We start from the raw sequence: 20,349 nt of genomic DNA, 5'->3' as shown, positions 1-20,349 counted from the left end.
TCCCCTCGCGGCCCCTTCCGGCGACGGGAACGTCGATCTCCGTGCTGCGTGTCCACTGCTGACAACGCCCGTCGCGAGGACGCGCGGACAGCCGGACGCGTGTCCTACACGCGAATCAGGGTTTTCCTACACGGCAGGCGGCGGCGCAGGCCGAGGTTCAGTCGATGCTGCGGATGCGCGCGGAATTGCGTGCCATGCGCCGCAACACGAAGCGGTCAGGCAGGTGCTTGCTGGCGAAACGCAGCAGCCTGTAGGCCGCGCCCGGCACCACCAGTACCTGTCCGCGCTCCACCGCATCGATGCCGGCCCTGGCGACGTCGGCCGCGTCCAGCCACATCCACTTCGGCAGCCTGGACATCATTGCGCGCGTGCCGGTGACGTCGTGGAACTCGGAGCGGGTGAATCCGGGGCACAGGGCGGTGGCGTGCACGCCGGCATCGGCGTTCTCCAGCGCAAGCGATTCGGTGAACCTGAGCATGAACGCCTTCGCCGGCGCGTACAGCGTCTGCCCGTCCGCGGACGGCACCAGTGCGGCGAAGGAGGCGACGTTGAGGATGCGGCCATCGCCGCAGGCACGCAGCGCCGGCAGCAACCGCCAGGTCAGTTCCGAAACCGCGCCGACCATCACCTGCAGGAATGCGGCATGCGTGGCCCAGTCGCTGCGCAGGTAGCGGCCCGGCACACCGTAGCCGGCATTGTTGACGAGCACCCGCAGCGGCACGCCGAGGGCCTCCACCTTGGCGGCCAGGCTTCGCGGTGCAGCAGGGTCGGCGAGGTCGGCCGGGACCACGTGCACATCGACCCCGCCGCCGAGCTCTTCCGCGAGCGCCTGCAGCCGGTCCTCGCGTCGGGCGGTCAGGACCAGCGGAACCCCGCGCCGCGCGTACTCTCGCGCGATCGCCGTGCCGATGCCGCTGGAGGCGCCGGTGACGAGGGCATGGCCGCGGGCCTGGGGCATGAAGGGTTCCTCGGTCGTTCGGGGCGATCGGCTATCCTGTGCGGCATCTCTCGCAACGGGGCCGGTGGTCATGCGCCGCAAGATCGTAGCCGGAAACTGGAAGCTGTACGGAACGCGGGAGTTCGCGACCTCGCTGGTCAGCGATGTGGCCGCGCAACTGCCTCTGTCGGGCGTGGACGTCGTGGTCTTGCCGCCGCTGCCGTACCTCGGGGACCTGATCGAGGATTTCGAGGCCTATCCCGTGGCGTTCGGTGCACAGGACGTCAGCCACAACGAGGAGGGCGCGTTCACCGGCGAGGTCTCCGCGCGGATGCTGCTCGATGTCGGCGCGCGCTACGGGCTGGTCGGGCACTCGGAGCGTCGCCAGCACCATTCGGAGGGCAGCGAGCTGGTCGCGAAGAAGTTCCTGGCGGCGTCCAATGCCGGCCTGGTCCCGATCCTGTGCCTGGGCGAGACCCTGGAAGACCGCGAATCGGGGCGCACCGAAGAGGTGGTCGCCTCGCAGCTGAAGCCGGTACTGGAGCTGGCGGGCGTTGCTCGATTCGCCGGGGCGGTGGTGGCCTACGAGCCGGTCTGGGCGATCGGGACCGGGCGCACGGCGAGCCCGGAACAGGCGCAGGAGGTGCACGCCTTCATTCGTGGCCAGGTCGCGGCGCAGGATGCTAGAATTGGCGATTCGCTGCCGATCCTGTACGGCGGCAGCGTCAAGCCGGCCAATGCCGCCGAACTGTTCGCCCAGGCGGACATCGACGGCGGCCTGATCGGCGGCGCCTCGCTGGTGGCGGCGGATTTCCTCGCCATTGCCCGCGCGGCCGTCCGCTGAGCGGCCGGTCCAGAAGACATCCCGAGTAGGCCGCAATGCTGCTGTTGACCCTCAACATCCTGTTCGTCCTGGTCGCGATCGCGATGATCGCGCTGATCCTCATGCAGCGCGGCGCCGGCGCGTCGGCCGGTTCCGGTTTCGGTGGCGGCGCCTCGTCCACCGTGTTCGGCGCGCGCGGCTCCGCCAATTTCCTCAGCAAGGCCACCAAGTGGCTGGCCATCGCGTTCTTCGCGATCACCCTGTTCATGGCGTGGTACGCCACCCATCAGGCGGTGGATCCGGTGGCGGACACCGACCTCGGCGTGATGTCGCAGGTGCCGGCGGCGCCGGCCGCCCCGGGTGCAGTGGCCGTGCCCGAGGCGCCTTCCGTCACGCCGGAGGTGCCGGCCGCGCCGGATGCGCAACCGGACGCCGCGCCCGCACGGGATTCGACCGTGCCCGCGGCGCCTGCGGAATCCGCACCGCCGGCGGAAGACGCCGAACCGCCTGCGCAAACGCAGTAGGAAGGCTTACAATTGCTGCAATGCCGCGGCGGTCTTCGCGGCAGCTTGAATTTGCCCAGGTGGCGGAATTGGTAGACGCACTACCTTGAGGTGGTAGCGGCTTCGGTCGTGGGGGTTCGAGTCCCCCCTTGGGCACCACTAGTCGATTGCGCGCGTCCCGGCGCGCCGAGCAACGGCCGCGGCGACGCGGCAAGTAGCCGAGAGAACAACGCGTGCTGGCCGAATACCTGCCGACCCTGCTGTTCCTGATCGTTGCCACCGGTATCGGCATCGCGTTGCTGATCATCGGCAACCTGCTGGGCCCGAAGCGCCCGTCGCCGGAAAAGCTGTCGCCCTACGAATGCGGCTTCTCCGCGTTCGAGGACGCGCGCATGCAGTTCGACGTGCGCTACTACCTGATCGCCATCCAGTTCATCATCTTCGACCTGGAAATCATCTTCATCGTGCCGTGGGCGACGGTGTTCCGCGAGCTCGGCCCGCTCGGCCTGGTCGAGATGGGCATCTTCGTGGGCATGCTGCTGCTCGGGTTCATCTACGTGTGGAAGAAGGGAGCGCTGGAATGGGAGTGATCCAGGCGATCCGCGGCCTCGCGGATTCGGCCAGCAATCCGCTGCCCGAGGGCCGGCTCGACGACATCCTGCGCCCCGAGGGCGAGAATCCGCTGCTCGAGCGCGGCTTCGTCACCACCAGCTCCGACGTGCTGCTCAACTGGGCGCGCACCGGTTCGATGTGGCCGATGACCTTCGGGCTGGCCTGCTGCGCGGTGGAGATGATGCACGCCGGCGCCGCGCGCCTGGACCTCGACCGCTACGGCGTGGTGTTCCGCCCGTCGCCGCGCCAGTCCGACGTGATGATCGTGGCCGGCACCCTGGTCAACAAGATGGCACCGGCGCTGCGCAAGGTCTACGACCAGATGCCCAGCCCGAAGTGGGTGATCTCGATGGGCAGCTGCGCCAACGGCGGCGGCTACTACCACTATTCCTATGCGGTGGTGCGCGGCTGCGACCGGATCGTGCCGGTCGACATCTACGTGCCCGGCTGCCCGCCGACCGCCGAGGCGCTGGTCTACGGCATCCTGCAGTTGCAGAAGAAGATCCGCCGCGCCAGCAACTTCGGCGACGAGAAGACGGGGCTGCGCGAATGAGCGAGCCGTTGTCCGTGTTCGTCGAGCGTCTGCGCGCGCGCTTCCCCGATGGCGTGGTGTCCGTGGCGATGCCGCGGGGCGAAGTCGGCATCGTCACCTCCGGCGACTGGCTCGAGGCCTGCACCACGCTGCGCGACGAGTTCGGCTTCGAGTCGCTGGTCGACCTGTGCGGCGCGGACTACCTGGGTTACGGTGCGGACGAGTGGGACACCGATTCGTCCTCCGAAGGCTTCAGCCGCGGCGTCGAGGGGCGTGGGCCCGGACGATTCGGCTTCGGCGAGGCGACGACGCAACAGCTGGCGCAGCCCGACGGCATCGGCGCGATTCCGGTGCCGCAGCGCCGTTTCGCCGCCGTCGCGCAACTGCTGTCGGTCCGGCACAACCGACGCGTGCGCGTGACCTGCTTCGCGCCCAGCGACGACCTGCCGGTGGTGTCGTCGCTGACCGGCCTCTGGCCGGTCGCCAACTGGTTCGAGCGCGAGGCGTTCGACCTGTTCGGCATCATCTTCCAGGGCCATCCCGACCTGCGCCGGATCCTCACCGACTACGGCTTCATCGGGCATCCGTTCCGCAAGGACTTCCCGCTGATCGGCAACGTCGAGGTGCGCTACGACGCGGAGAAGAAGCGGGTGGTGTACGAGCCGGTGACCTCGGTCGAGCCGCGCGTCAACGTGCCGCGCGTGATCCGCGACGATGCGCGCTACCAGACCGCGGTCGGCGAACAGATGGCGCGCCGTACCGGAGACGCGAAATGAGCGCCGTTCCGCATGTCCCCGTGCCGCAGTCGAGCGAAGGCTTCGCCAGCAGCGTGGCCGAGGGTCGCCAGGAGATCCGCAACTACACCCTGAATTTCGGCCCGCAGCATCCGGCCGCGCATGGCGTGTTGCGCCTGATCCTGGAGATGGACGGCGAGACCGTGATCCGCGCCGATCCGCACATCGGCCTGTTGCACCGCGGCACCGAGAAGCTCGCCGAGTCCAAGCCGTTCAACCAGTCGATCGGCTACATGGACCGGCTCGACTACGTGTCGATGATGTGCAACGAGCACGCCTACGTGCTCGCGATCGAGACCCTGATGGGCATCGAGGCGCCGGAGCGCGCGCAGTACATCCGCACGCTGTTCGACGAGGTCACGCGGATCCTCAACCACCTGATGTGGATCGGTTCGAACGCGCTCGACCTGGGCGCGATGGCGGTGTTCCTGTACGCGTTCCGCGAGCGCGAGGAACTGATGGACGTCTACGAGGCGGTGTCGGGCGCGCGCATGCACGCGACCTACTACCGTCCCGGCGGCGTCTACCGCGACCTGCCGGACCGCATGCCGCAGTACCGCGAGTCGCCGTGGCGCAAGGGCGACAAGCTCAAGCGCTTCAACGCCTGGCGCGAAGGTTCGATGCTCGACTACCTCGAGGCGTTCGCCAAGGACTTCCCGGCGCGAATCGACGAGTACGAGACGCTGCTGACCGACAACCGGATCTGGAAGCAGCGCACGGTCGGCATCGGCGTGATTCCGCCGGAGCAGGCGCTGGCCTGGGGCATGACCGGGCCGATGCTGCGCGGCTCGGGCGTGGCCTGGGACCTGCGCAAGAAGCAGCCCTACGCGAAGTACGACGCGGTCGATTTCGACATCCCGGTCGGCGTCAACGGCGACTGCTACGACCGTTACCTGGTGCGCGTGGCCGAGATGCGCCAGTCCACCCGGATCGTCGAGCAGTGCGTGCGCTGGCTGCGGGCGAATCCCGGCCCGGTGATGATCGACAACTACAAGGTCGCGCCTCCCTCCCGCGAGGAGATGAAGGACGACATGGAAGCGCTGATCCACCACTTCAAGCTGTTCACCGAGGGCTATTGCGTGCCCGCCGGCGAGACCTACTGCGCGGTCGAAGCGCCGAAGGGCGAGTTCGGCTGCTACCTGGTCAGCGATGGCGCCAACAAGCCGTTCCGCGTGCACCTGCGCGCGCCCGGGTTCGCGCACCTGTCGTCGATGGACGAGATCGTGAAGGGCCACATGCTGGCCGACGTGGTGGCGATGATCGGCACCTACGACATCGTGTTCGGCGAGATCGATCGATGAGAAGCCGGGATTCGGGATTGGGGATTGGGGATTCGCGTGGGCACACCAGTGTTCCCTGCAATCGATCCGACTTCGTTCCCGGCTGTTTCCAATCCCGTATTCCGAATCCCGAATCCCTTCGCTCATGAAAGCCACCGGCAACTTCGAGAATGCGCGCAACGTCGACCCGATGGTCGTGCTGAGCGATGCCACGCGTTCGCACATCGACCACTGGCTGGCCAAGTTCCCGCCGGACCGCAAGCGCTCGGCCGTGCTGCAGGGCCTGCATGCGGCGCAGGAGCAGAACGGCGGCTGGCTGAGCGACGAGTTGATCGCGGGCGTCGCGAAGTACCTGGACCTGCCGCCGGTGTGGGCCTACGAGGTGGCGACCTTCTATTCGATGTTCGAGACCGAGCGGGTGGGGCGCAACAACGTCGCCTTCTGCACCAACATCAGTTGCTGGCTCAACGGCGCGGAGGACCTGGTCGCGCACGCCGAGAAGAAGCTCGGCTGCAGGCTGGGCGAGTCCACCGCCGACGGCCGCGTCTACCTCAAGCGCGAGGAAGAATGCGTCGCCGCGTGCTGTGGCGCGCCGGTGGTCGTGATCAACGGGCACTACCACGAGAAGCTCACGCCCGAACGCGTGGACGAGCTGCTGGACGGGCTGAAGTGATGGCCGGACATTCGCATTATTCGGAAGGCTACGGCCCCGTCGGCCCCGCGCCGAAGGAGCACCAGGCCGTCTACACCACGCTGCATTTCGACAAGCCTTGGTCGTACGAGAACTATCTCAAGACCGGCGGCTACAGCGCGTTGCGCAGGATCCTGGAAGAGAAGATCGCGCCGACGGACGTGATCGAGATGGTCAAGCAGTCCGGCCTGCGCGGCCGCGGCGGCGCGGGCTTCCCCACCGGCCTGAAGTGGAGCTTCATGCCCAAGGGCGAGATGCAGAAGTACATCCTCTGCAACTCCGACGAATCCGAACCGGGCACGGCGAAGGACCGCGACATCCTGCGCTACAACCCGCATTCGGTGATCGAGGGCATGGCGATCGCCTGCTACGCCACCGGCGCGAGCGTGGGCTACAACTACCTGCGCGGCGAGTTCCACCACGAGCCGTTCGAGCACCTCGAGGAAGCCACCCGCGAGGCCTACGCCAACGGCTGGCTCGGCAAGGACATCCTCGGCTCGGGCATCGACATCGACCTGTACAACGCGCTCGGCGCCGGCGCCTACATCTGCGGCGAAGAGACCGCGCTGATGGAGTCGCTGGAAGGCAAGAAGGGCCAGCCGCGGTTCAAGCCGCCGTTCCCGGCCAACTTCGGCCTGTACGGCAAGCCGACCACGATCAACAACACCGAGACCTTCGCCTCGGTGCCGGCGATCGTGCGCAACGGCGCCGAGTGGTTCCTGGGCCTGGGCAAGCCGAACAACGGCGGCTGCAAGATCTTCTCGGTCTCCGGCCACGTCACCCGGCCCGGCAACTACGAGTTGCGCCTGGGCATCCCGTTCGCGGAACTGCTCGAGATCGCCGGCGGCCTGCGCCCCGGGCGCAAGCTCAAGGGCGTGATCCCGGGCGGATCGTCGATGCCGGTACTGCCGGCCGACACCATCATGGGCCTGACCATGGATTACGACGCGCTGCAGAAGGCCGGCTCCGGCCTGGGCTCCGCCGCGGTGATCGTGATGGACGACAGCACCTGCATGGTTCGCGCCTGCCGGCGCATCGCGCGCTTCTACTTCAAGGAGAGCTGCGGCCAGTGCACGCCGTGCCGCGAGGGCACCGGCTGGATGTACCGGGTGCTGACCCGCATCGCGAACATGGAAGCCACGCTCGACGACCTGCACATGCTGCGTGCCGCGGCGGGCCAGATCGAAGGCCACACCATCTGCGCCTTCGGCGAGGCCGCGGCGTGGCCCGTGCAGGGGTTCCTGCGCCATTTCTGGCATGAGTTCGAATACGCGATCGTCAACCGCCGGTTCCTGGTCGACGACCAGCTCGCGGGCACCGTGGTGCAGAAGGCGGTGGCGGCATGAGCGCAGAAGCCGTGATTCGTGATGGGTCATTCGTGATTCGCGAAGGCGGAAAAGCCGATATGCCGCCGCTTTTCCCAATCACCAATCACCAATCACCAGTCACCGCTCCGCAAGGAGCGAACCAATGAGCGCACAGCCCGTCAACCCGAACCTGCCGCCGGACCACGTCACCGTCTTCATCGACGGGGTCGAGCTGGCCGCGCCCAAGGGTTCGATGATCATCCATGCCGCCGACAAGGCCGGCATCCCGATCCCGCGTTTCTGCTACCACGACAAGCTGTCGATCGCCGCCAACTGCCGCATGTGCCTGGTCGACACCGAGGTCGGCGGGCGTTCCGCGCCGAAGCCGTCGCCGGCCTGCGCCACGCCGGTAATGGACGGCTTGAAGGTGTTCACGCGCAACGAGAAAGCGCTCAAGGCGCAGCGCAACGTGATGGAGTTCCTGCTGATCAACCATCCGCTCGACTGTCCGATCTGCGACCAGGGCGGCGAGTGCGAGCTGCAGGACCTGTCCCTCGGCTATGGCCGCTCGGTCAGCCGCTTCGTCGAGCGCAAGCGCGTGATCGCCGACGAGGACATGGGCCCGCTGGTGGCCACGGAGATGACCCGCTGCATCCAGTGCACGCGCTGCGTCCGCTTCACCGCGGAGATCGCCGGCACCTACGAGCTGGGCGGTATGCAGCGCGGCGAGAACCTGCAGATCGGCACCTACGACGGCAAGCCGCTGACCACGGAACTGTCTGGCAACGTGATCGACGTGTGCCCGGTGGGTGCGCTGACCAACAAGGTGTTCCGCTTCCGCGCGCGCCCGTGGGAACTGATCGCGAAGGAATCCCTGGGCTTCCACGACGCGCTCGGCAGCAACCTGTTCCTGCACCTGCGCCGCGGCGACGTGATGCGTGCGGTGCCGCGCGACAACGAGGCGGTCAACGAGTGCTGGCTGTCCGACCGGGACCGTTACTCGCACCAGGGCCTGTACGCCGGGGATCGCGCCGTGCAGCCGCTGCTGCGCGTGGCGTCCAACGGCGACGATGGCGACTGGCGCGAGGCGACGTGGGACGAGGCGCTGGCGAAGGCCGCGCAGATCCTGCGCGACAACGCCGCCGACAACCTGGGCGTGCTGGTACATCCGGCGACCTCTAACGAGGAGGGTGCGCTGCTGGCACGTCTCGCCGAGGGCCTGGGGACCGGCAACCTCGATCACCGCATCGCCCAGCGCGACCTGTCCGACGGCGCGGTGGCCGAGCCCTTCGCGATGCCGGCGGCGGAGATCGAACTGGCCGACGCGATCGTGATCGTGGGCTGCAACCTGCGACACGAGGTGCCGCTGCTGCACCAGCGTGTGCGCAAGGCGTTCCTGCGCGGGGCGAAGGTGCACGTGGTCGGCCCGGTCGATTTCGAGTTCGCGTTCGACATCGCCTCGAAGACGATCGTGGCGCCGTCGCAGGTGGCCGCCGCGCTTGCCTCCGCTCGACTGGCGGACGCAGTGAAGGGTGCGGACCGGATCGCCGTGATCGTGGGCGCCGTGGCCGAGAACGGCGTGCATGCCGCTGCGATCCGCGCGGCGGCGGCCGACTTCGCGCGTAACGCCAACGCCGCGCTGTGCCGGATCCCGCAGGGCGCGAACGCAGTCGGACTGGCGCGCCATGGCGTGCTGCCGTCGGCGCTCGATGCAGGCGCGATGCTCGCCCGGCCGCGCAGCGCGTACCTGCTGTACGGCATCGAGCCGGGCCTCGATTTCGCAGACCAGGCCGGAGCGCTGAAGGCGCTGGGCGGCGCACAGGTGGTGGCGTTCAGTCACTTCGCATGCCAGTCCACGCGCCGCGTCGCGGACGTGATCCTGCCGATCGCGACCCTGTTCGAGAACGACGCGACGCTCACCAACCTCGATGGCCGCGACCAGCGTGCGGTCGCCGCCGGCAAGCTGCCGGGTGCGGCCCGACAGGGCTGGACCGTGTTGCGGGCGCTCGCCGCCGCCCTCGACCTGCCGGAGTTCGCATTCACCGATCTTGCCGGCCTGCGCAGCGGGTTGCAGGCGGCGCAGCCTGCTGCTCTGCGCGGCGGGAAGGCCCCGGCGTCTCCGGGCGAAGGTTTCGAACTTGCGGTGTCGCAGGCGATCTACCGCGTCGACGGGCTCACCCGTCGCGCACAGGCGCTGCAGGCGCATCCGCTCAACGTCGGCCCGCGCATCAGTCTGCATCCGGACGACGCGCGCGCTGCGCAGCTGGAGAATGGCGCGATGGCGAAGGTCGCGAACGCCGCCGGCACCGCGACGTTGCAGGTCAACGTCAGCGATGCCGTCGCCCCGGGCTGCGCCTGGGTCGAATCCGGCCATGGCGCGACCGCGGCACTCGGCTCGGGCAACGTCACGGTGGTGGCCGCATGAGCGCGACCAATACCGCCACGCTGCTGTCGGGCTGGACCGCGCCGCTGCACGAGTGGCTGCTGTCGCTGGGCGCGCTCGGGGTGATCGTGTGGATCGTGCTCAAGGTGCTCGCGATCGCGGTGCCGGTGATCCTCGCGGTCGCGTTCTACGTGGTCTGGGAACGCAAGCTGATCGGCTGGATGCACGTGCGGCACGGGCCGATGTACGTCGGCTGGGGCGTGCTGCAGGCCTTCGCCGACGTGTTCAAGCTTCTGTTCAAGGAAGTCATCCAGCCGACCAACGCGCAGAAGGCGCTATACATCCTGGCGCCGCTGCTGACCCTCGCGCCTGCGTTCGCGGCCTGGGCGGTCGTGCCGTTCGATGCGCAACTGGTGCTTTCGAACGCGAATGCGGGTCTGCTCTACCTGCTGGCGATGACCTCGCTCGGCGTGTACGGCATCATCCTCGCCGGCTGGGCGTCGAATTCGAAGTACGCGTTCCTCGGGGCGATGCGCTCCGCTGCGCAGGTCGTGAGCTACGAGATCGCGATGGGCTTTGCCCTGGTCGGCGTGATGGTCGGCGCGGGAAGCCTGAACCTGTCGCGGATCGTGATGGCGCAGTCGGGCGATGCCGGCCTGTTCGAATGGTTCTGGTTGCCGATGCTGCCGCTGTTCGTCGTCTACTTCATTTCCGGCGTGGCCGAGACCAACCGCGCGCCGTTCGACGTGGTCGAGGGCGAGTCGGAGATCGTCGCCGGCCACATGGTCGAGTATTCGGGCTCGGCGTTCGCGCTGTTCTTCCTCGCCGAGTACGCGAACATGATCCTGGTCAGCTTCCTGACCCCGATCTTCTTCCTCGGCGGCTGGCTCTCTCCGATTCCGGCGGCATGGATTCCGGACATTCCCGTGCTCGGCGTGATCCTGGGCGACGGCTGGTGGTGGCTGTTCGCGAAGGTGTTCTTCTTCGCCAGCTGCTTCATCTGGTTCCGCGCCTCGTTCCCGCGCTACCGCTACGACCAGATCATGCGGCTGGGCTGGAAGGTCTTCATCCCGCTGAGCATCGGCTGGATCGTGGCGGTGGCGTTGATGGCGTACTTCGGCGTGTTCGAGGCAGGGCAGTGATGGGCAAGTTCGTTTCCTGGTTCCGGAGCCTGCTGCTGCTGGAGCTGATCGGCGGCCTGGCGCTGACGCTCAGGTACCTGTTCCGCCCGAAGTACACGCTCATGTACCCGATGGAGAAGACGCCGCAGTCGCCGCGTTTCCGTGGCCTGCATGCGCTTCGCCGCTACCCGAACGGCGAGGAACGCTGCATCGCCTGCAAGCTGTGCGAGGCGGTGTGCCCGGCCCTGGCGATCACCATCGATTCCGAACCGCGCGAGGACGGCACCCGCCGCACCACGCGCTACGACATCGACCTGTTCAAGTGCATCTACTGCGGCTTCTGCGAGGAATCGTGCCCGGTGGACTCGATCGTCGAGACCCACGTGCACGAGTACCACTTCGAGAACCGGGGCGAGAACATCCTCACCAAGCCCAAGCTGCTGGCGATCGGCGACCGCCTCGAGGCCGAGATCGCCGAGCGCCGCGCCGCCGACGCCGCCTTCCGATAAGCGACCGACCATGGATTTCGCCCTTCTCGCCTTCCTCGCCTTCGCCGCCGTGGCCGTCGCCTCGGCCGGCGCGGTGATCAGCGTCCGCAACCCGGTGCACGCGGCGCTGTTCCTGGTGCTGACCTTCTTCACCGTGGCCTGCACGTGGATCCTCGCCGGCGCCGAGTTCCTCGGAGTGGCGCTGATCCTGGTCTACGTCGGCGCGGTGATGGTGTTGTTCCTGTTCGTGGTGATGATGCTCGACATCGACGTCGTGCCGTTGCGCGAGGGCTACGTGCGCTACCTGCCGGTGGGCCTGCTGGTGGCGGTGGTGATGCTGATCGAGATGCTCACCCTGATCGGGGTGAAGGCGCGCTTCGCTCCATTCGGCGCCGACCCGGTCGATGCCGCGGGCGCGAACAACGTGAGCTGGATCGCCCGCCGCCTGTTCACCGACTTCCTGCTGCCGTTCGAGGTCGCCGCCCTGATCCTGACCGTGGCGGTGATCGCCGCGGTCACGCTGACCCTGCGCCGTCGCCCGGGCACCAAGCACCAGAATCCGGGCGACCAGGCGCGGGTCCAGGCGAAGGACCGGTTCCGCATGGTCAGCATGCCGGCCGAGAAGCGGTCCGGCGCGCCAGAGCCGGATGCGGCAACGGGCGAAGGAGAAGCGAAGTGACCGAATTCTTCGGCCAGGGCCTGGCGCTGGGCCACTATCTCGCGCTGGGCGCCGCGCTGTTCTGCATCAGCGTCGCCGGCATCTTCCTCAACCGCAAGAACGTCATCATCCTGCTGATGTCGATCGAGCTGATGCTGCTTGCGGTCAACATCAACTTCATCGCGTTCTCGCGCCACTTCGGCGACGAGGCGGGGCAGATCTTCGTGTTCTTCATCCTGACCGTGGCCGCGGCCGAGGCCGCGATCGGCCTGGCGATCCTGGTCACGCTGTTCCGCAACCGGCGCACGATCAACGTCGCCGAAATCGATACGCTAAAAGGTTGATCCGATGCCGGGTATGGAAGTCGCCATCTCGAAGTCCATGCTGCTGGCGATCGTGCTGGCACCATTGCTCGGCGCGATCGTGGCCGGGTTCTTCGGTCGCCAGATCGGGCGTGCGGGTGCGCACTGGGTCACGATCCTCGGCGTTGCCCTCAGCTGCGCGCTGTCGTGCTACGTGCTGTACCAGCTGGTCGGGCAGGGCGCGGCGCCGTTCAACGAGAACGTCTACACGTTCTTCGAGGTCGGCAACTATTCCGCGCACATCGGTTTCATGATCGACAACCTGACCGCGATGATGATGGTCGTGGTGACGTTCGTGTCGCTGCTGGTGCATGTCTACACCATCGGCTACATGGCCGAGGATCCCGGCTACCAGCGCTTCTTCAGCTACATCAGCCTGTTCACCTTCTCCATGCTGATGCTGGTGATGGGCAACAACTTCCTGCAGCTGTTCTTCGGCTGGGAGGCGGTGGGCCTGGTGTCTTACCTGCTGATCGGCTTCTGGTTCAAGCGGCCGAGCGCGGTGTTCGCCAACATGAAGGCGTTCCTGGTCAACCGCGTCGGCGATTTCGGCTTCCTGCTCGGCATCGCCGCGGTGCTCTACTGGTTCGGCACGCTGGACTACGCCACCGTGTTCGCCAACGCGAGCGACGTGCTCGAAGGGCGCACGGTCGAGATCCTGGCGGGCCACGAGTGGTCGGTGGCGACCCTGATCTGCATCTGCCTGTTCATCGGCGCGATGGGCAAGTCTGCGCAGGTGCCGCTGCATGTGTGGCTGCCGGACTCGATGGAGGGCCCGACCCCGATCTCGGCGCTGATCCATGCCGCGACGATGGTCACCGCCGGCATCTTCATGGTCGCGCGCATGTCGCCGGTCTTCGAACTGAGCGTGACCGCGCTCAACTTCGTGCTGTTCATCGGCGCCACCACCGCGTTCTTCACCGGCCTGATCGGGATGGTGCAGAACGACATCAAGCGCGTGGTCGCGTACTCGACGCTGTCGCAGCTCGGCTACATGACGGTGGCCCTGGGCGTTTCGGCTTACTCGGCAGCCGTCTATCACCTGATGACGCATGCCTTCTTCAAGGCGTTGCTGTTCCTGGCCGCGGGCAGCGTGATCATCGGCATGCACCACGAACAGGACATGCGCAAGATGGGCGGCCTGCGCAAGTACATGCCCATCACCTTCTGGACCAGCGTCATCGGGACCCTGGCCCTGGTGGGCACGCCGTTCTTCAGCGGCTTCTACTCGAAGGATTCGATCATCGAGGCGGCGAAATTCGGCGCCGAGCGCGGCGGCTGGATCGGTACCTACGCCTACTGGGCGGTGCTGCTGGGCGCGTTCGTGACCTCGTTCTACAGCTTCCGCCTGCTGTACATGACCTACTTCGGCGAGGAGCGGTTCCGCCACGCGGCGCCGTCCCACCCGCACGCGACGCACGACGACCACGGGCAGGAAACGCACCACGAGCCGCTGCAGGACGATGGCCACGGCCACGACAAGCACGATGCGCACCACGGCGCGCACGAGCCGCACGAATCGCCATGGGTGGTGACGCTGCCGCTGATCCTGCTGGCGATCCCGTCGATCGCGATCGGCCTCTTCACGGCCGGCCCGATGCTGTTCGGCACAGACTGGAGCGGCCACCACGAAACCGCGCCGTTCTTCGCCGGGGCGATCGAGGTGCTGTCGGGCAACGATGTGCTCGCCCGGATCAAGGAGGAACTCTGGCACGGGCCGATCGCGTTCGCGCTGCACGGCTTCGTCGCGCCCGCGTTCTGGCTGGTGCTGGCCGGATTCCTGCTCGCGACGCTGATGTACCTGTGGAAGCCGCAACTGCCGGCGAAGGTCGCGCACGTGCTGCGCCTGCCCATCCGCATCCTCGAGAACAAGTACGGCATGGACGATCTCTGGATCAAGGGCTTCGCCGGCGGCGGCCTGCTGCTTGGCCGCGGTTCGCGCGAGGTCGACGGCAGGCTGATCGACGGCGTGTTCGTCAATGGCGCCGCACGGCTGGTCGACTTCACCGCCGGCCTTGTCCGTCGCATGCAGACCGGTTACCTCTACCACTACGCGTTCGCGATGATCGTCGGCCTGATCGTGCTCCTGGCCGTCCTGATCCGCCTCTGGACCTGATCCCGTGCAGAACTGGCCCCTCCTGAGTCTCCTGATCTGGCTGCCGATCCTCGGCGGCGCGGCGGTGCTCGCCCTCGGCGAGCGGCGCGCGCATCTCGCCCGCTGGCTGTCGCTGGCGATCGCGCTGCTGGTGTTCCTGCTGAGCCTGCCGCTGTTCACCGGCTTCGACTATGCCGCCACGGCGATGCAGTTCGTCGAGCGCCGTGCCTGGATCCCTGCCTACGACATCCAGTACCACCTCGGGGTGGACGGCATCTCGATTGCGCTGATCATCCTGACCACGCTGACCACGAGCCTGGTGCTGGTCGGCGCCTGGACCGCGATCGACCGACGCGTGAACCAGTACTACGCTGCGATGCTGATCCTCGAAGGGTTGATGGTCGGCGTGTTCTCGGCCGTGGACGCGCTGCTGTTCTACGTGTTCTTCGAGGGCATGCTGATCCCGATGTTCATCATCATCGGCGTCTGGGGTGGCCCGCGCCGCGTGTACGCGTCGATCAAGTTCTTCCTCTACACCTTCCTCGGCTCGGTGTTCATGCTGGTCGGGCTGGTCTACCTGTACCTCAAGGCCGGCAGCTGGCAGCTGCCTGACCTGTACGCGCTACCGCTCAACGCGACCGAGCAGATGTGGCTGTTCTTCGCGTTCCTGGCCGCGTTCGCGGTCAAGGTGCCGATGTTCCCGGTCCACACCTGGCTGCCGGACGCGCACGTCGAGGCGCCCACCGGCGGTTCGGTGATCCTGGCGGCGATCATGCTGAAGATCGGCGGCTACGGCTTCCTGCGCTTCAGCCTCCCGATCACGCCCGATGCCGGCCACGAATGGGCCTGGCTGGTGATCGCGCTGTCGCTCATCGCGGTGGTCTACGTCGGCCTTGTCGCGCTGGCGCAGGAGGACATGAAGAAGCTGATCGCGTATTCGTCGGTCTCGCACATGGGCTTCGTCACGCTCGGCACCTTCATCGCCTTCGCCCTGATGCGCGACGTGCCCAACGGCGAGGACGCGGCAAGGCTCGGCCTGCAGGGCGCGATGGTGCAGATGATTTCGCACGGCTTCATCTCCGGTGCGATGTTCTCCTGCGTTGGCGTGCTCTACGACCGCATGCACACGCGGCAGATCCGCGACTACGGCGGCGTCGCCAACGTGATGCCGTGGTTCACCTTCTTCATGGTGCTGTTCGCGATGGCCAATGCCGGCCTGCCGGGTACGTCAGGCTTCGTCGGCGAGTTCATGGTGATCCTGGCCAGCTTCCAGCACCATCCGCTGATCGCGTTCGCCGCTGCGATGACCCTGGTCATCGGCGCCGCGTACACGCTGTGGCTGGTCAAGCGGGTGATGTTCGGCGAGGTGGCCAACGCACATGTCGCCGAGTTGCAGGACATCAACTATCGGGAATGGATCGTGCTCGGCGTGTTCGCCGCCGGCACGCTGCTCATCGGCGTGTATCCCAGGCCGCTGACCGACCTGATGGAGCCCGCCGTCGCGCAACTGGCGGGCCAGCTGGCGGCGAGCAAGCTGTGAGCATGGCGATGCAGACTGCGACTGGTGACCGGCGTGCGGGCCCTGCGGTGCCCGGGTGCACAGGGCACGCCATGGGCGCACGAATCGGGTTGCGGGCAGGGGCGGGGCGCGAGATTGCCGAGGAACGTTTGAAGTGATGACTACCGCCATGACGCCGCCCCCCGTCCGTTCCTTCGCCGAACTCGCGCCGCTGGCGCCCGAGCTGGTCGTGGTGTTCGGCGCGTTCGCGTTGCTGATGCTCGACCTGTTCCTGGACGACCGCCGCCGGGTGGTGACGCACGCACTCGCGATCGCGACCCTGCTGGTCGCCGCAGCGATGCTCTGGTTCGACGTCGGCGGGCAGGGGACCACGCTGACCGGGATGTTCGTGCGTGACGAGGGCGCGGACGTGCTGAAGCTGGTCACGCTGCTGGTGAGCGCCGTGGCGCTGGCCTATATCTGGCCGTTCCTGCGCGAGCGCGGACTCTACAAGGGCGAGGTCGCGGTGCTGGTGCTGTTCGCCGTGGCCGGGATGATGCTGCTGGTGTCGGCGGGCAACCTGACCATGGTCTACGTGGGGCTGGAACTGCTGGCCCTGTGCTCGTACGCGCTGGTCGCCACCGACCGCGACAGTCCGCTGGCCTCCGAAGCGGCGATGAAGTACTTCGTGCTCGGTTCGCTGGCGTCGGGCCTGCTGCTGTACGGCATGACCCTGGTGTACGGCGCGACCGGCACGCTCGACCTGGTGGCGATCCGCGACGCCGCGTACGGCGTCGCCGGCGACGACCGGACCCTGCTCCTGACCGGCGCCGTATTCGTGCTGGTCGGTATCGCCTTCAAGTTCGGCGCCGCGCCGTTCCACATGTGGCTGCCCGATACCTACCACGGCGCGCCGACCCCGATCACGCTGTTCATCGGCTCGGCGCCGAAGCTCGCGGCCTTCGGCATGAGCTGGCGCCTGCTGGACGTCGGGCTCGGCCCGCTACACGAGCAGACCCAGCTGCTGCTGGCCGTACTCGCGGCGCTGTCGCTTGGCGTCGGCAACCTGTTCGCGATCGCGCAGACCAACCTCAAGCGGATGCTCGCGTACTCCACGATCTCGCACGTGGGCTTCCTGTTCCTCGGCCTCGCCGCCGGCGGCAGCGGCGGCTACGCGGCGGCGATGTTCTACGCGATCAGCTACGCGATCATGTCGGTGGCCGCGTTCGGCGCGATCGTGATGCTTTCGCGGCGCGGCTTCGAGGCCGACCGGATCGACGATTTCCGCGGCCTGGGCTCCCGCAGCCCCTGGATGGCGGGCCTGGTGCTGCTGGTGATGGCGTCGCTGGCCGGTGTGCCGCCGCTGCTGGGTTTCTGGGCCAAGCTGGCGGTACTGCGCGCGGCACTGGAGGGCGACCTGTTGTGGCTGGCGATCGTCGGCATCGTGTTCGCGGTGATCGGCGCCTTCTATTACCTGCGCGTGATCAAGGTGATGTACTTCGACCCGCCCGAGGGCGAACCGATCACGGTGCGCGGCGGGGCGCTGCAGGTCGTTTTCGCGGTCAACGCGCTCGCCCTGCTGGGCCTGGGCCTGTTCTGGAGCCCGATCATGGCGTGGTGCCAGCAGGCGTTCGCCTGATCGCCGCAGGTGGCGCGGTTCAGCCCGGGGCCGTGTCCCGGGGTTGTAAAACGACCGGCGCATCTTCATAATTCCGCTTCTGTTGCGGGGTGGAGCAGTCTGGCAGCTCGTCGGGCTCATAACCCGAAGGTCGCAGGTTCAAATCCTGCCCCCGCTACCAGTTTCAACGGGTCGTCCCAGGCGCTGAAGCCTGCGACCGGACGCCGGGGAAACCGGGCTTCATCGAGGTCACTGCTGCCTCGATGCCGAAATCCGGCCATGCGGCCGGACATTCAGGACAAGGGGCCCAATGGGCCCCTTGTTGTTTTCGAAGATTGCAGGACGCGGTACGGACGACGACGTGACGGAAAAGGCGACACAGCTCTCGGCACTGCTCGCGCCCACGGTGGAAGCGCTGGGTCTGCAGTTGCTGGGGATCGAGTACCTGCCCGCGCCGGGCGGTTCGCTGGTGCGGCTGTACCTGGACGTGCCGGACGCGGAAGCCGAGACGCGCTACGTGACGATCGAGGATTGCGAGGCGGTGAGCCGCGAGGTGTCGGCGCGGCTCGATGTGGAGGACCCGATTTCCGGCAATTACACGCTGGAGGTCTCGTCGCCGGGCATCGACCGGCCGCTGTTCGCGCCGGCGCAGTTCGCGCGTTTCGCCGGCGAGCGGGCGAAGGTGGGGCTGAAGCTGCCGCAGGAAGGGCGCCGGCGCCTGACCGGCACGATCGTCTCGGTCGAGGGTGGTTCGATCCTGTTCGACGTGGATGGCCAGCCGCTGACGGTGGACTTCGACAACGTCGACAAGGCCCGCCTCGTGCCGGACTGGGCCGCGCTCGGGCTCGCGCCCGCCCGCGATGCCGCCGGCGGCGACGCACGGCCCGGCAAGCCGGGTCGCAAGCGCGCGGCGGCAAAGCGGTCGCCGAAAGCAGGATGAGTTTCAGGTGCCACGTCCACCGATCCGGTGCGACGGGGTGGTAGTGGAGCCGGGCGGCATGCCCGGCGTGGATGACGAATTCGAGCCGGTTTTCCTGAGGTCTGACAGAGATGAGCAAAGAGTTGCTGCTGGTGGTGGACGCGGTCGCCAACGAGAAGGGCGTGCCGGAGTCGGTGATCCTCGAAGCGATCGAGGCCGCGCTGGCCACGGCCGCCAAGAAGCGCTACGCCGAAGAGGACGTGCTGACCCGCGTGGCGATCGACGCGAAGGACGGCAGCTACGAGACCTTCCGCCGCTGGGAAGTGGTGGCCGACGATGTGGTGATGGAGTCGCCCGACCGCCAGATCCGGCTGATGGATGCCGTGGACGAGGTCGAGGGCGTGGAGGTCGGCGACTACATCGAGGAGCAGATCGAGAACGTCGACTTCGGCCGCATCGCCGCGCAGGCCGCCAAGCAGGTGATCGTGCAGCGTGTGCGCGAGGCCGAGCGCCAGCAGGTCGTCGACGCCTGGAAGGACCGAATCGGCGAACTGGTGACCGGCGTGGTCAAGCGCGTCGAGCGCGGCAACGTTTACGTCGACCTCGGCGGCAATGCCGAGGCGTTCATCCCCAAGGACAAGGCGATCCCGCGCGACATCGTGCGCGCCGGCGACCGCATCCGCGGCTATCTCTACGACGTGCGCAGCGAGCCGCGCGGCCCGCAACTGTTCATCAGCCGCGCCGCGCCCGAATTCATGATGGAGCTGTTCAAGCTCGAGGTGCCGGAAGTCGGCCAGGGCCTGGTCGAGATCAAGGCCTGCGCGCGCGATCCGGGCGATCGCGCCAAGATCGCGGTCATCGCCTACGACACCCGCACCGATCCGATCGGCGCCTGCATCGGCATGCGCGGTTCGCGCGTGCAGGCGGTGTCGAACGAGCTCAACGGCGAGCGCGTCGACATCGTGCTGTGGTCCGACAACCCGGCGCAGTTCGTGATCAACGCGATGGCACCGGCCGAGGTGCAGTCGATCGTGGTCGACGAGGACAAGCATTCGATGGACCTCGCGGTGGCCGAGGACAAGCTCGCCCAGGCGATCGGCAAGGGCGGCCAGAACGTGCGCCTCGCCAGCCGCCTGTCGGGCTGGCAGCTCAACGTGATGACCCAGGACCAGGTGGCGGCGAAGTCGGAGGCCGAGCAGGCCGCCGCGCGCGCACTGTTCCAGGAAAAGCTCGAGGTCGACGAGGAAATCGCCAGCATCCTGGTGGCGGAAGGCTTCAACACCGTCGAGGAGATCGCCTACGTGCCGGTCGGCGAGCTGCTGGCGGTGGAGGGCTTCGACGAGGACATCGTCGAGGAGCTGCGCGCCCGCGCCCGCGACGCGCTGCTCAACGACGCGCTCGCGGTCGAAGAGGAGCTGGACGAGAACGCCCCGACCGAGGATCTGCTTCAGCTTCCGGGAATGGACGACGAGACCGCCTACGCGCTGGCCTCGCACGGCGTGCGCACCAGCGAGGACCTGTCCGACCTGGGGGCGGACGAAGTGGTCGAGTTCGGCATCGAGGGACTCGACGAGGCGCGCGCCGCCACGCTGATCCTCGCCGCCCGCGCCGAAGAGATCGCACGCCTGGAGCGCGGCGAATGACCAGGCGATGAACGCCGCCCTGCATCCCCCAGGGCGTAGAATCCGCGTTTCCCTTGCTTTCGGCGGGGGGGCGCCAAACAGAGCA

20 protein-coding genes and 2 tRNA genes are annotated in these 20,349 nt (G+C 67.5%); 21 read left to right on the top strand and 1 reads right to left on the bottom strand.

What is annotated here, in order from left to right; all coding sequences use genetic code 11:
* Positions 1-157 precede the first annotated feature (157 nt).
* Positions 158-958, bottom strand: coding sequence for an SDR family NAD(P)-dependent oxidoreductase (locus FZO89_RS01905; RefSeq protein ID WP_149101674.1), 801 nt, complete (start codon positions 956-958; stop codon positions 158-160).
* Positions 959-1,028: 70 nt separating this feature from the next.
* On the opposite strand from FZO89_RS01905, the gene tpiA reads away from it, so the two are divergent.
* The 21 genes from tpiA to nusA all read left to right on the top strand — a co-directional run bounded on the left by tpiA (position 1,029) and on the right by nusA (position 20,264).
* On the top strand, positions 1,029-1,781 hold the full coding sequence (gene tpiA / locus FZO89_RS01900; protein ID WP_149101673.1) for a triose-phosphate isomerase: 753 nt from the start codon (positions 1,029-1,031) through the stop codon (positions 1,779-1,781).
* Positions 1,782-1,816: 35 nt separating this feature from the next.
* Entirely contained in the window at positions 1,817-2,284 is a 468-nt protein-coding gene (gene secG, locus FZO89_RS01895; protein WP_149101672.1) for a preprotein translocase subunit SecG, read from the top strand.
* A gap of 53 nt (positions 2,285-2,337) precedes the next feature.
* Positions 2,338-2,422 (top strand) — tRNA-Leu (locus tag FZO89_RS01890).
* A 74-nt stretch (positions 2,423-2,496) separates the two neighbouring features.
* Positions 2,497-2,853 (top strand): NADH-quinone oxidoreductase subunit A, encoded by a 357-nt coding sequence (locus FZO89_RS01885; protein ID WP_149101671.1) that lies wholly within the window; start codon positions 2,497-2,499, stop codon positions 2,851-2,853.
* Positions 2,844-3,428 carry a NuoB/complex I 20 kDa subunit family protein gene (locus FZO89_RS01880; protein WP_149101670.1) on the top strand — a complete coding sequence of 195 codons (585 nt, stop codon included), beginning with the start codon at positions 2,844-2,846 and terminating at the stop codon, positions 3,426-3,428. The genes FZO89_RS01885 and FZO89_RS01880 overlap by 10 nt, the downstream gene beginning before the upstream one ends.
* Positions 3,425-4,183, top strand: coding sequence for an NADH-quinone oxidoreductase subunit C (locus tag FZO89_RS01875; protein ID WP_149101669.1), 759 nt, complete (start codon positions 3,425-3,427; stop codon positions 4,181-4,183). The genes FZO89_RS01880 and FZO89_RS01875 overlap by 4 nt, the downstream gene beginning before the upstream one ends.
* On the top strand, positions 4,180-5,502 hold the full coding sequence (locus FZO89_RS01870) for an NADH-quinone oxidoreductase subunit D (protein ID WP_149101668.1): 1,323 nt from the start codon (positions 4,180-4,182) through the stop codon (positions 5,500-5,502). Before FZO89_RS01875 ends, FZO89_RS01870 begins: the two co-directional genes overlap by 4 nt.
* A gap of 124 nt (positions 5,503-5,626) precedes the next feature.
* Positions 5,627-6,154 (top strand): NADH-quinone oxidoreductase subunit NuoE, encoded by a 528-nt coding sequence (nuoE, locus tag FZO89_RS01865; RefSeq protein WP_149101667.1) that lies wholly within the window; start codon positions 5,627-5,629, stop codon positions 6,152-6,154.
* On the top strand, positions 6,154-7,518 hold the full coding sequence (gene nuoF, locus FZO89_RS01860; RefSeq protein WP_149101666.1) for an NADH-quinone oxidoreductase subunit NuoF: 1,365 nt from the start codon (positions 6,154-6,156) through the stop codon (positions 7,516-7,518). The genes nuoE and nuoF overlap by 1 nt, the downstream gene beginning before the upstream one ends.
* Positions 7,515-7,646, top strand: coding sequence for a hypothetical protein (locus FZO89_RS18695; protein WP_262378485.1), 132 nt, complete (start codon positions 7,515-7,517; stop codon positions 7,644-7,646). The genes nuoF and FZO89_RS18695 overlap by 4 nt, the downstream gene beginning before the upstream one ends.
* Complete coding sequence (nuoG, locus tag FZO89_RS01855) at positions 7,643-9,904, top strand: NADH-quinone oxidoreductase subunit NuoG (RefSeq protein ID WP_149101665.1); 2,262 nt, start codon at positions 7,643-7,645, stop codon at positions 9,902-9,904. Before FZO89_RS18695 ends, nuoG begins: the two co-directional genes overlap by 4 nt.
* A complete protein-coding gene (nuoH, locus tag FZO89_RS01850; protein ID WP_149101664.1) occupies positions 9,901-11,004 on the top strand; it encodes an NADH-quinone oxidoreductase subunit NuoH in 1,104 nt (367 codons plus the stop codon). The genes nuoG and nuoH overlap by 4 nt, the downstream gene beginning before the upstream one ends.
* Positions 11,004-11,492 (top strand): NADH-quinone oxidoreductase subunit NuoI, encoded by a 489-nt coding sequence (gene nuoI, locus FZO89_RS01845; protein ID WP_149101663.1) that lies wholly within the window; start codon positions 11,004-11,006, stop codon positions 11,490-11,492. The genes nuoH and nuoI overlap by 1 nt, the downstream gene beginning before the upstream one ends.
* A 10-nt stretch (positions 11,493-11,502) precedes the next feature.
* A complete protein-coding gene (locus FZO89_RS01840) occupies positions 11,503-12,150 on the top strand; it encodes an NADH-quinone oxidoreductase subunit J (protein WP_149101662.1) in 648 nt (215 codons plus the stop codon).
* Positions 12,151-12,170: 20 nt separating this feature from the next.
* Positions 12,171-12,473, top strand: coding sequence for an NADH-quinone oxidoreductase subunit NuoK (nuoK, locus tag FZO89_RS01835; protein ID WP_149103988.1), 303 nt, complete (start codon positions 12,171-12,173; stop codon positions 12,471-12,473).
* Positions 12,474-12,486: 13 nt separating this feature from the next.
* Positions 12,487-14,607 carry an NADH-quinone oxidoreductase subunit L gene (gene nuoL, locus FZO89_RS01830; protein ID WP_149101661.1) on the top strand — a complete coding sequence of 707 codons (2,121 nt, stop codon included), beginning with the start codon at positions 12,487-12,489 and terminating at the stop codon, positions 14,605-14,607.
* Positions 14,608-14,611: 4 nt separating this feature from the next.
* Positions 14,612-16,126: an NADH-quinone oxidoreductase subunit M gene (locus FZO89_RS01825; protein WP_149101660.1), complete on the top strand. Its 1,515-nt coding sequence runs from the start codon at positions 14,612-14,614 to the stop codon at positions 16,124-16,126.
* Positions 16,127-16,274: 148 nt separating this feature from the next.
* Positions 16,275-17,723, top strand: a complete 1,449-nt coding sequence (gene nuoN / locus FZO89_RS01820; protein WP_425480408.1) for an NADH-quinone oxidoreductase subunit NuoN — start codon at positions 16,275-16,277, stop codon at positions 17,721-17,723.
* Positions 17,724-17,806: 83 nt separating this feature from the next.
* Positions 17,807-17,883 (top strand) — tRNA-Met (locus tag FZO89_RS01815).
* A 180-nt stretch (positions 17,884-18,063) separates the two neighbouring features.
* Positions 18,064-18,642 carry a ribosome maturation factor RimP gene (gene rimP / locus FZO89_RS01810; RefSeq protein ID WP_149101658.1) on the top strand — a complete coding sequence of 193 codons (579 nt, stop codon included), beginning with the start codon at positions 18,064-18,066 and terminating at the stop codon, positions 18,640-18,642.
* Between the two features lie 110 nt (positions 18,643-18,752).
* Entirely contained in the window at positions 18,753-20,264 is a 1,512-nt protein-coding gene (gene nusA / locus FZO89_RS01805; RefSeq protein ID WP_149101657.1) for a transcription termination factor NusA, read from the top strand.
* Positions 20,265-20,349: the final 85 nt, after the last annotated feature.

The sequence above is a fragment of the Luteimonas viscosa genome (assembly GCF_008244685.1).
Lineage (GTDB): Bacteria > Pseudomonadota > Gammaproteobacteria > Xanthomonadales > Xanthomonadaceae > Luteimonas > Luteimonas viscosa.
The sequence above is the reverse complement of the archived record's forward strand: the minus strand, read 5'-3'. Positions and strand labels throughout refer to the sequence as shown.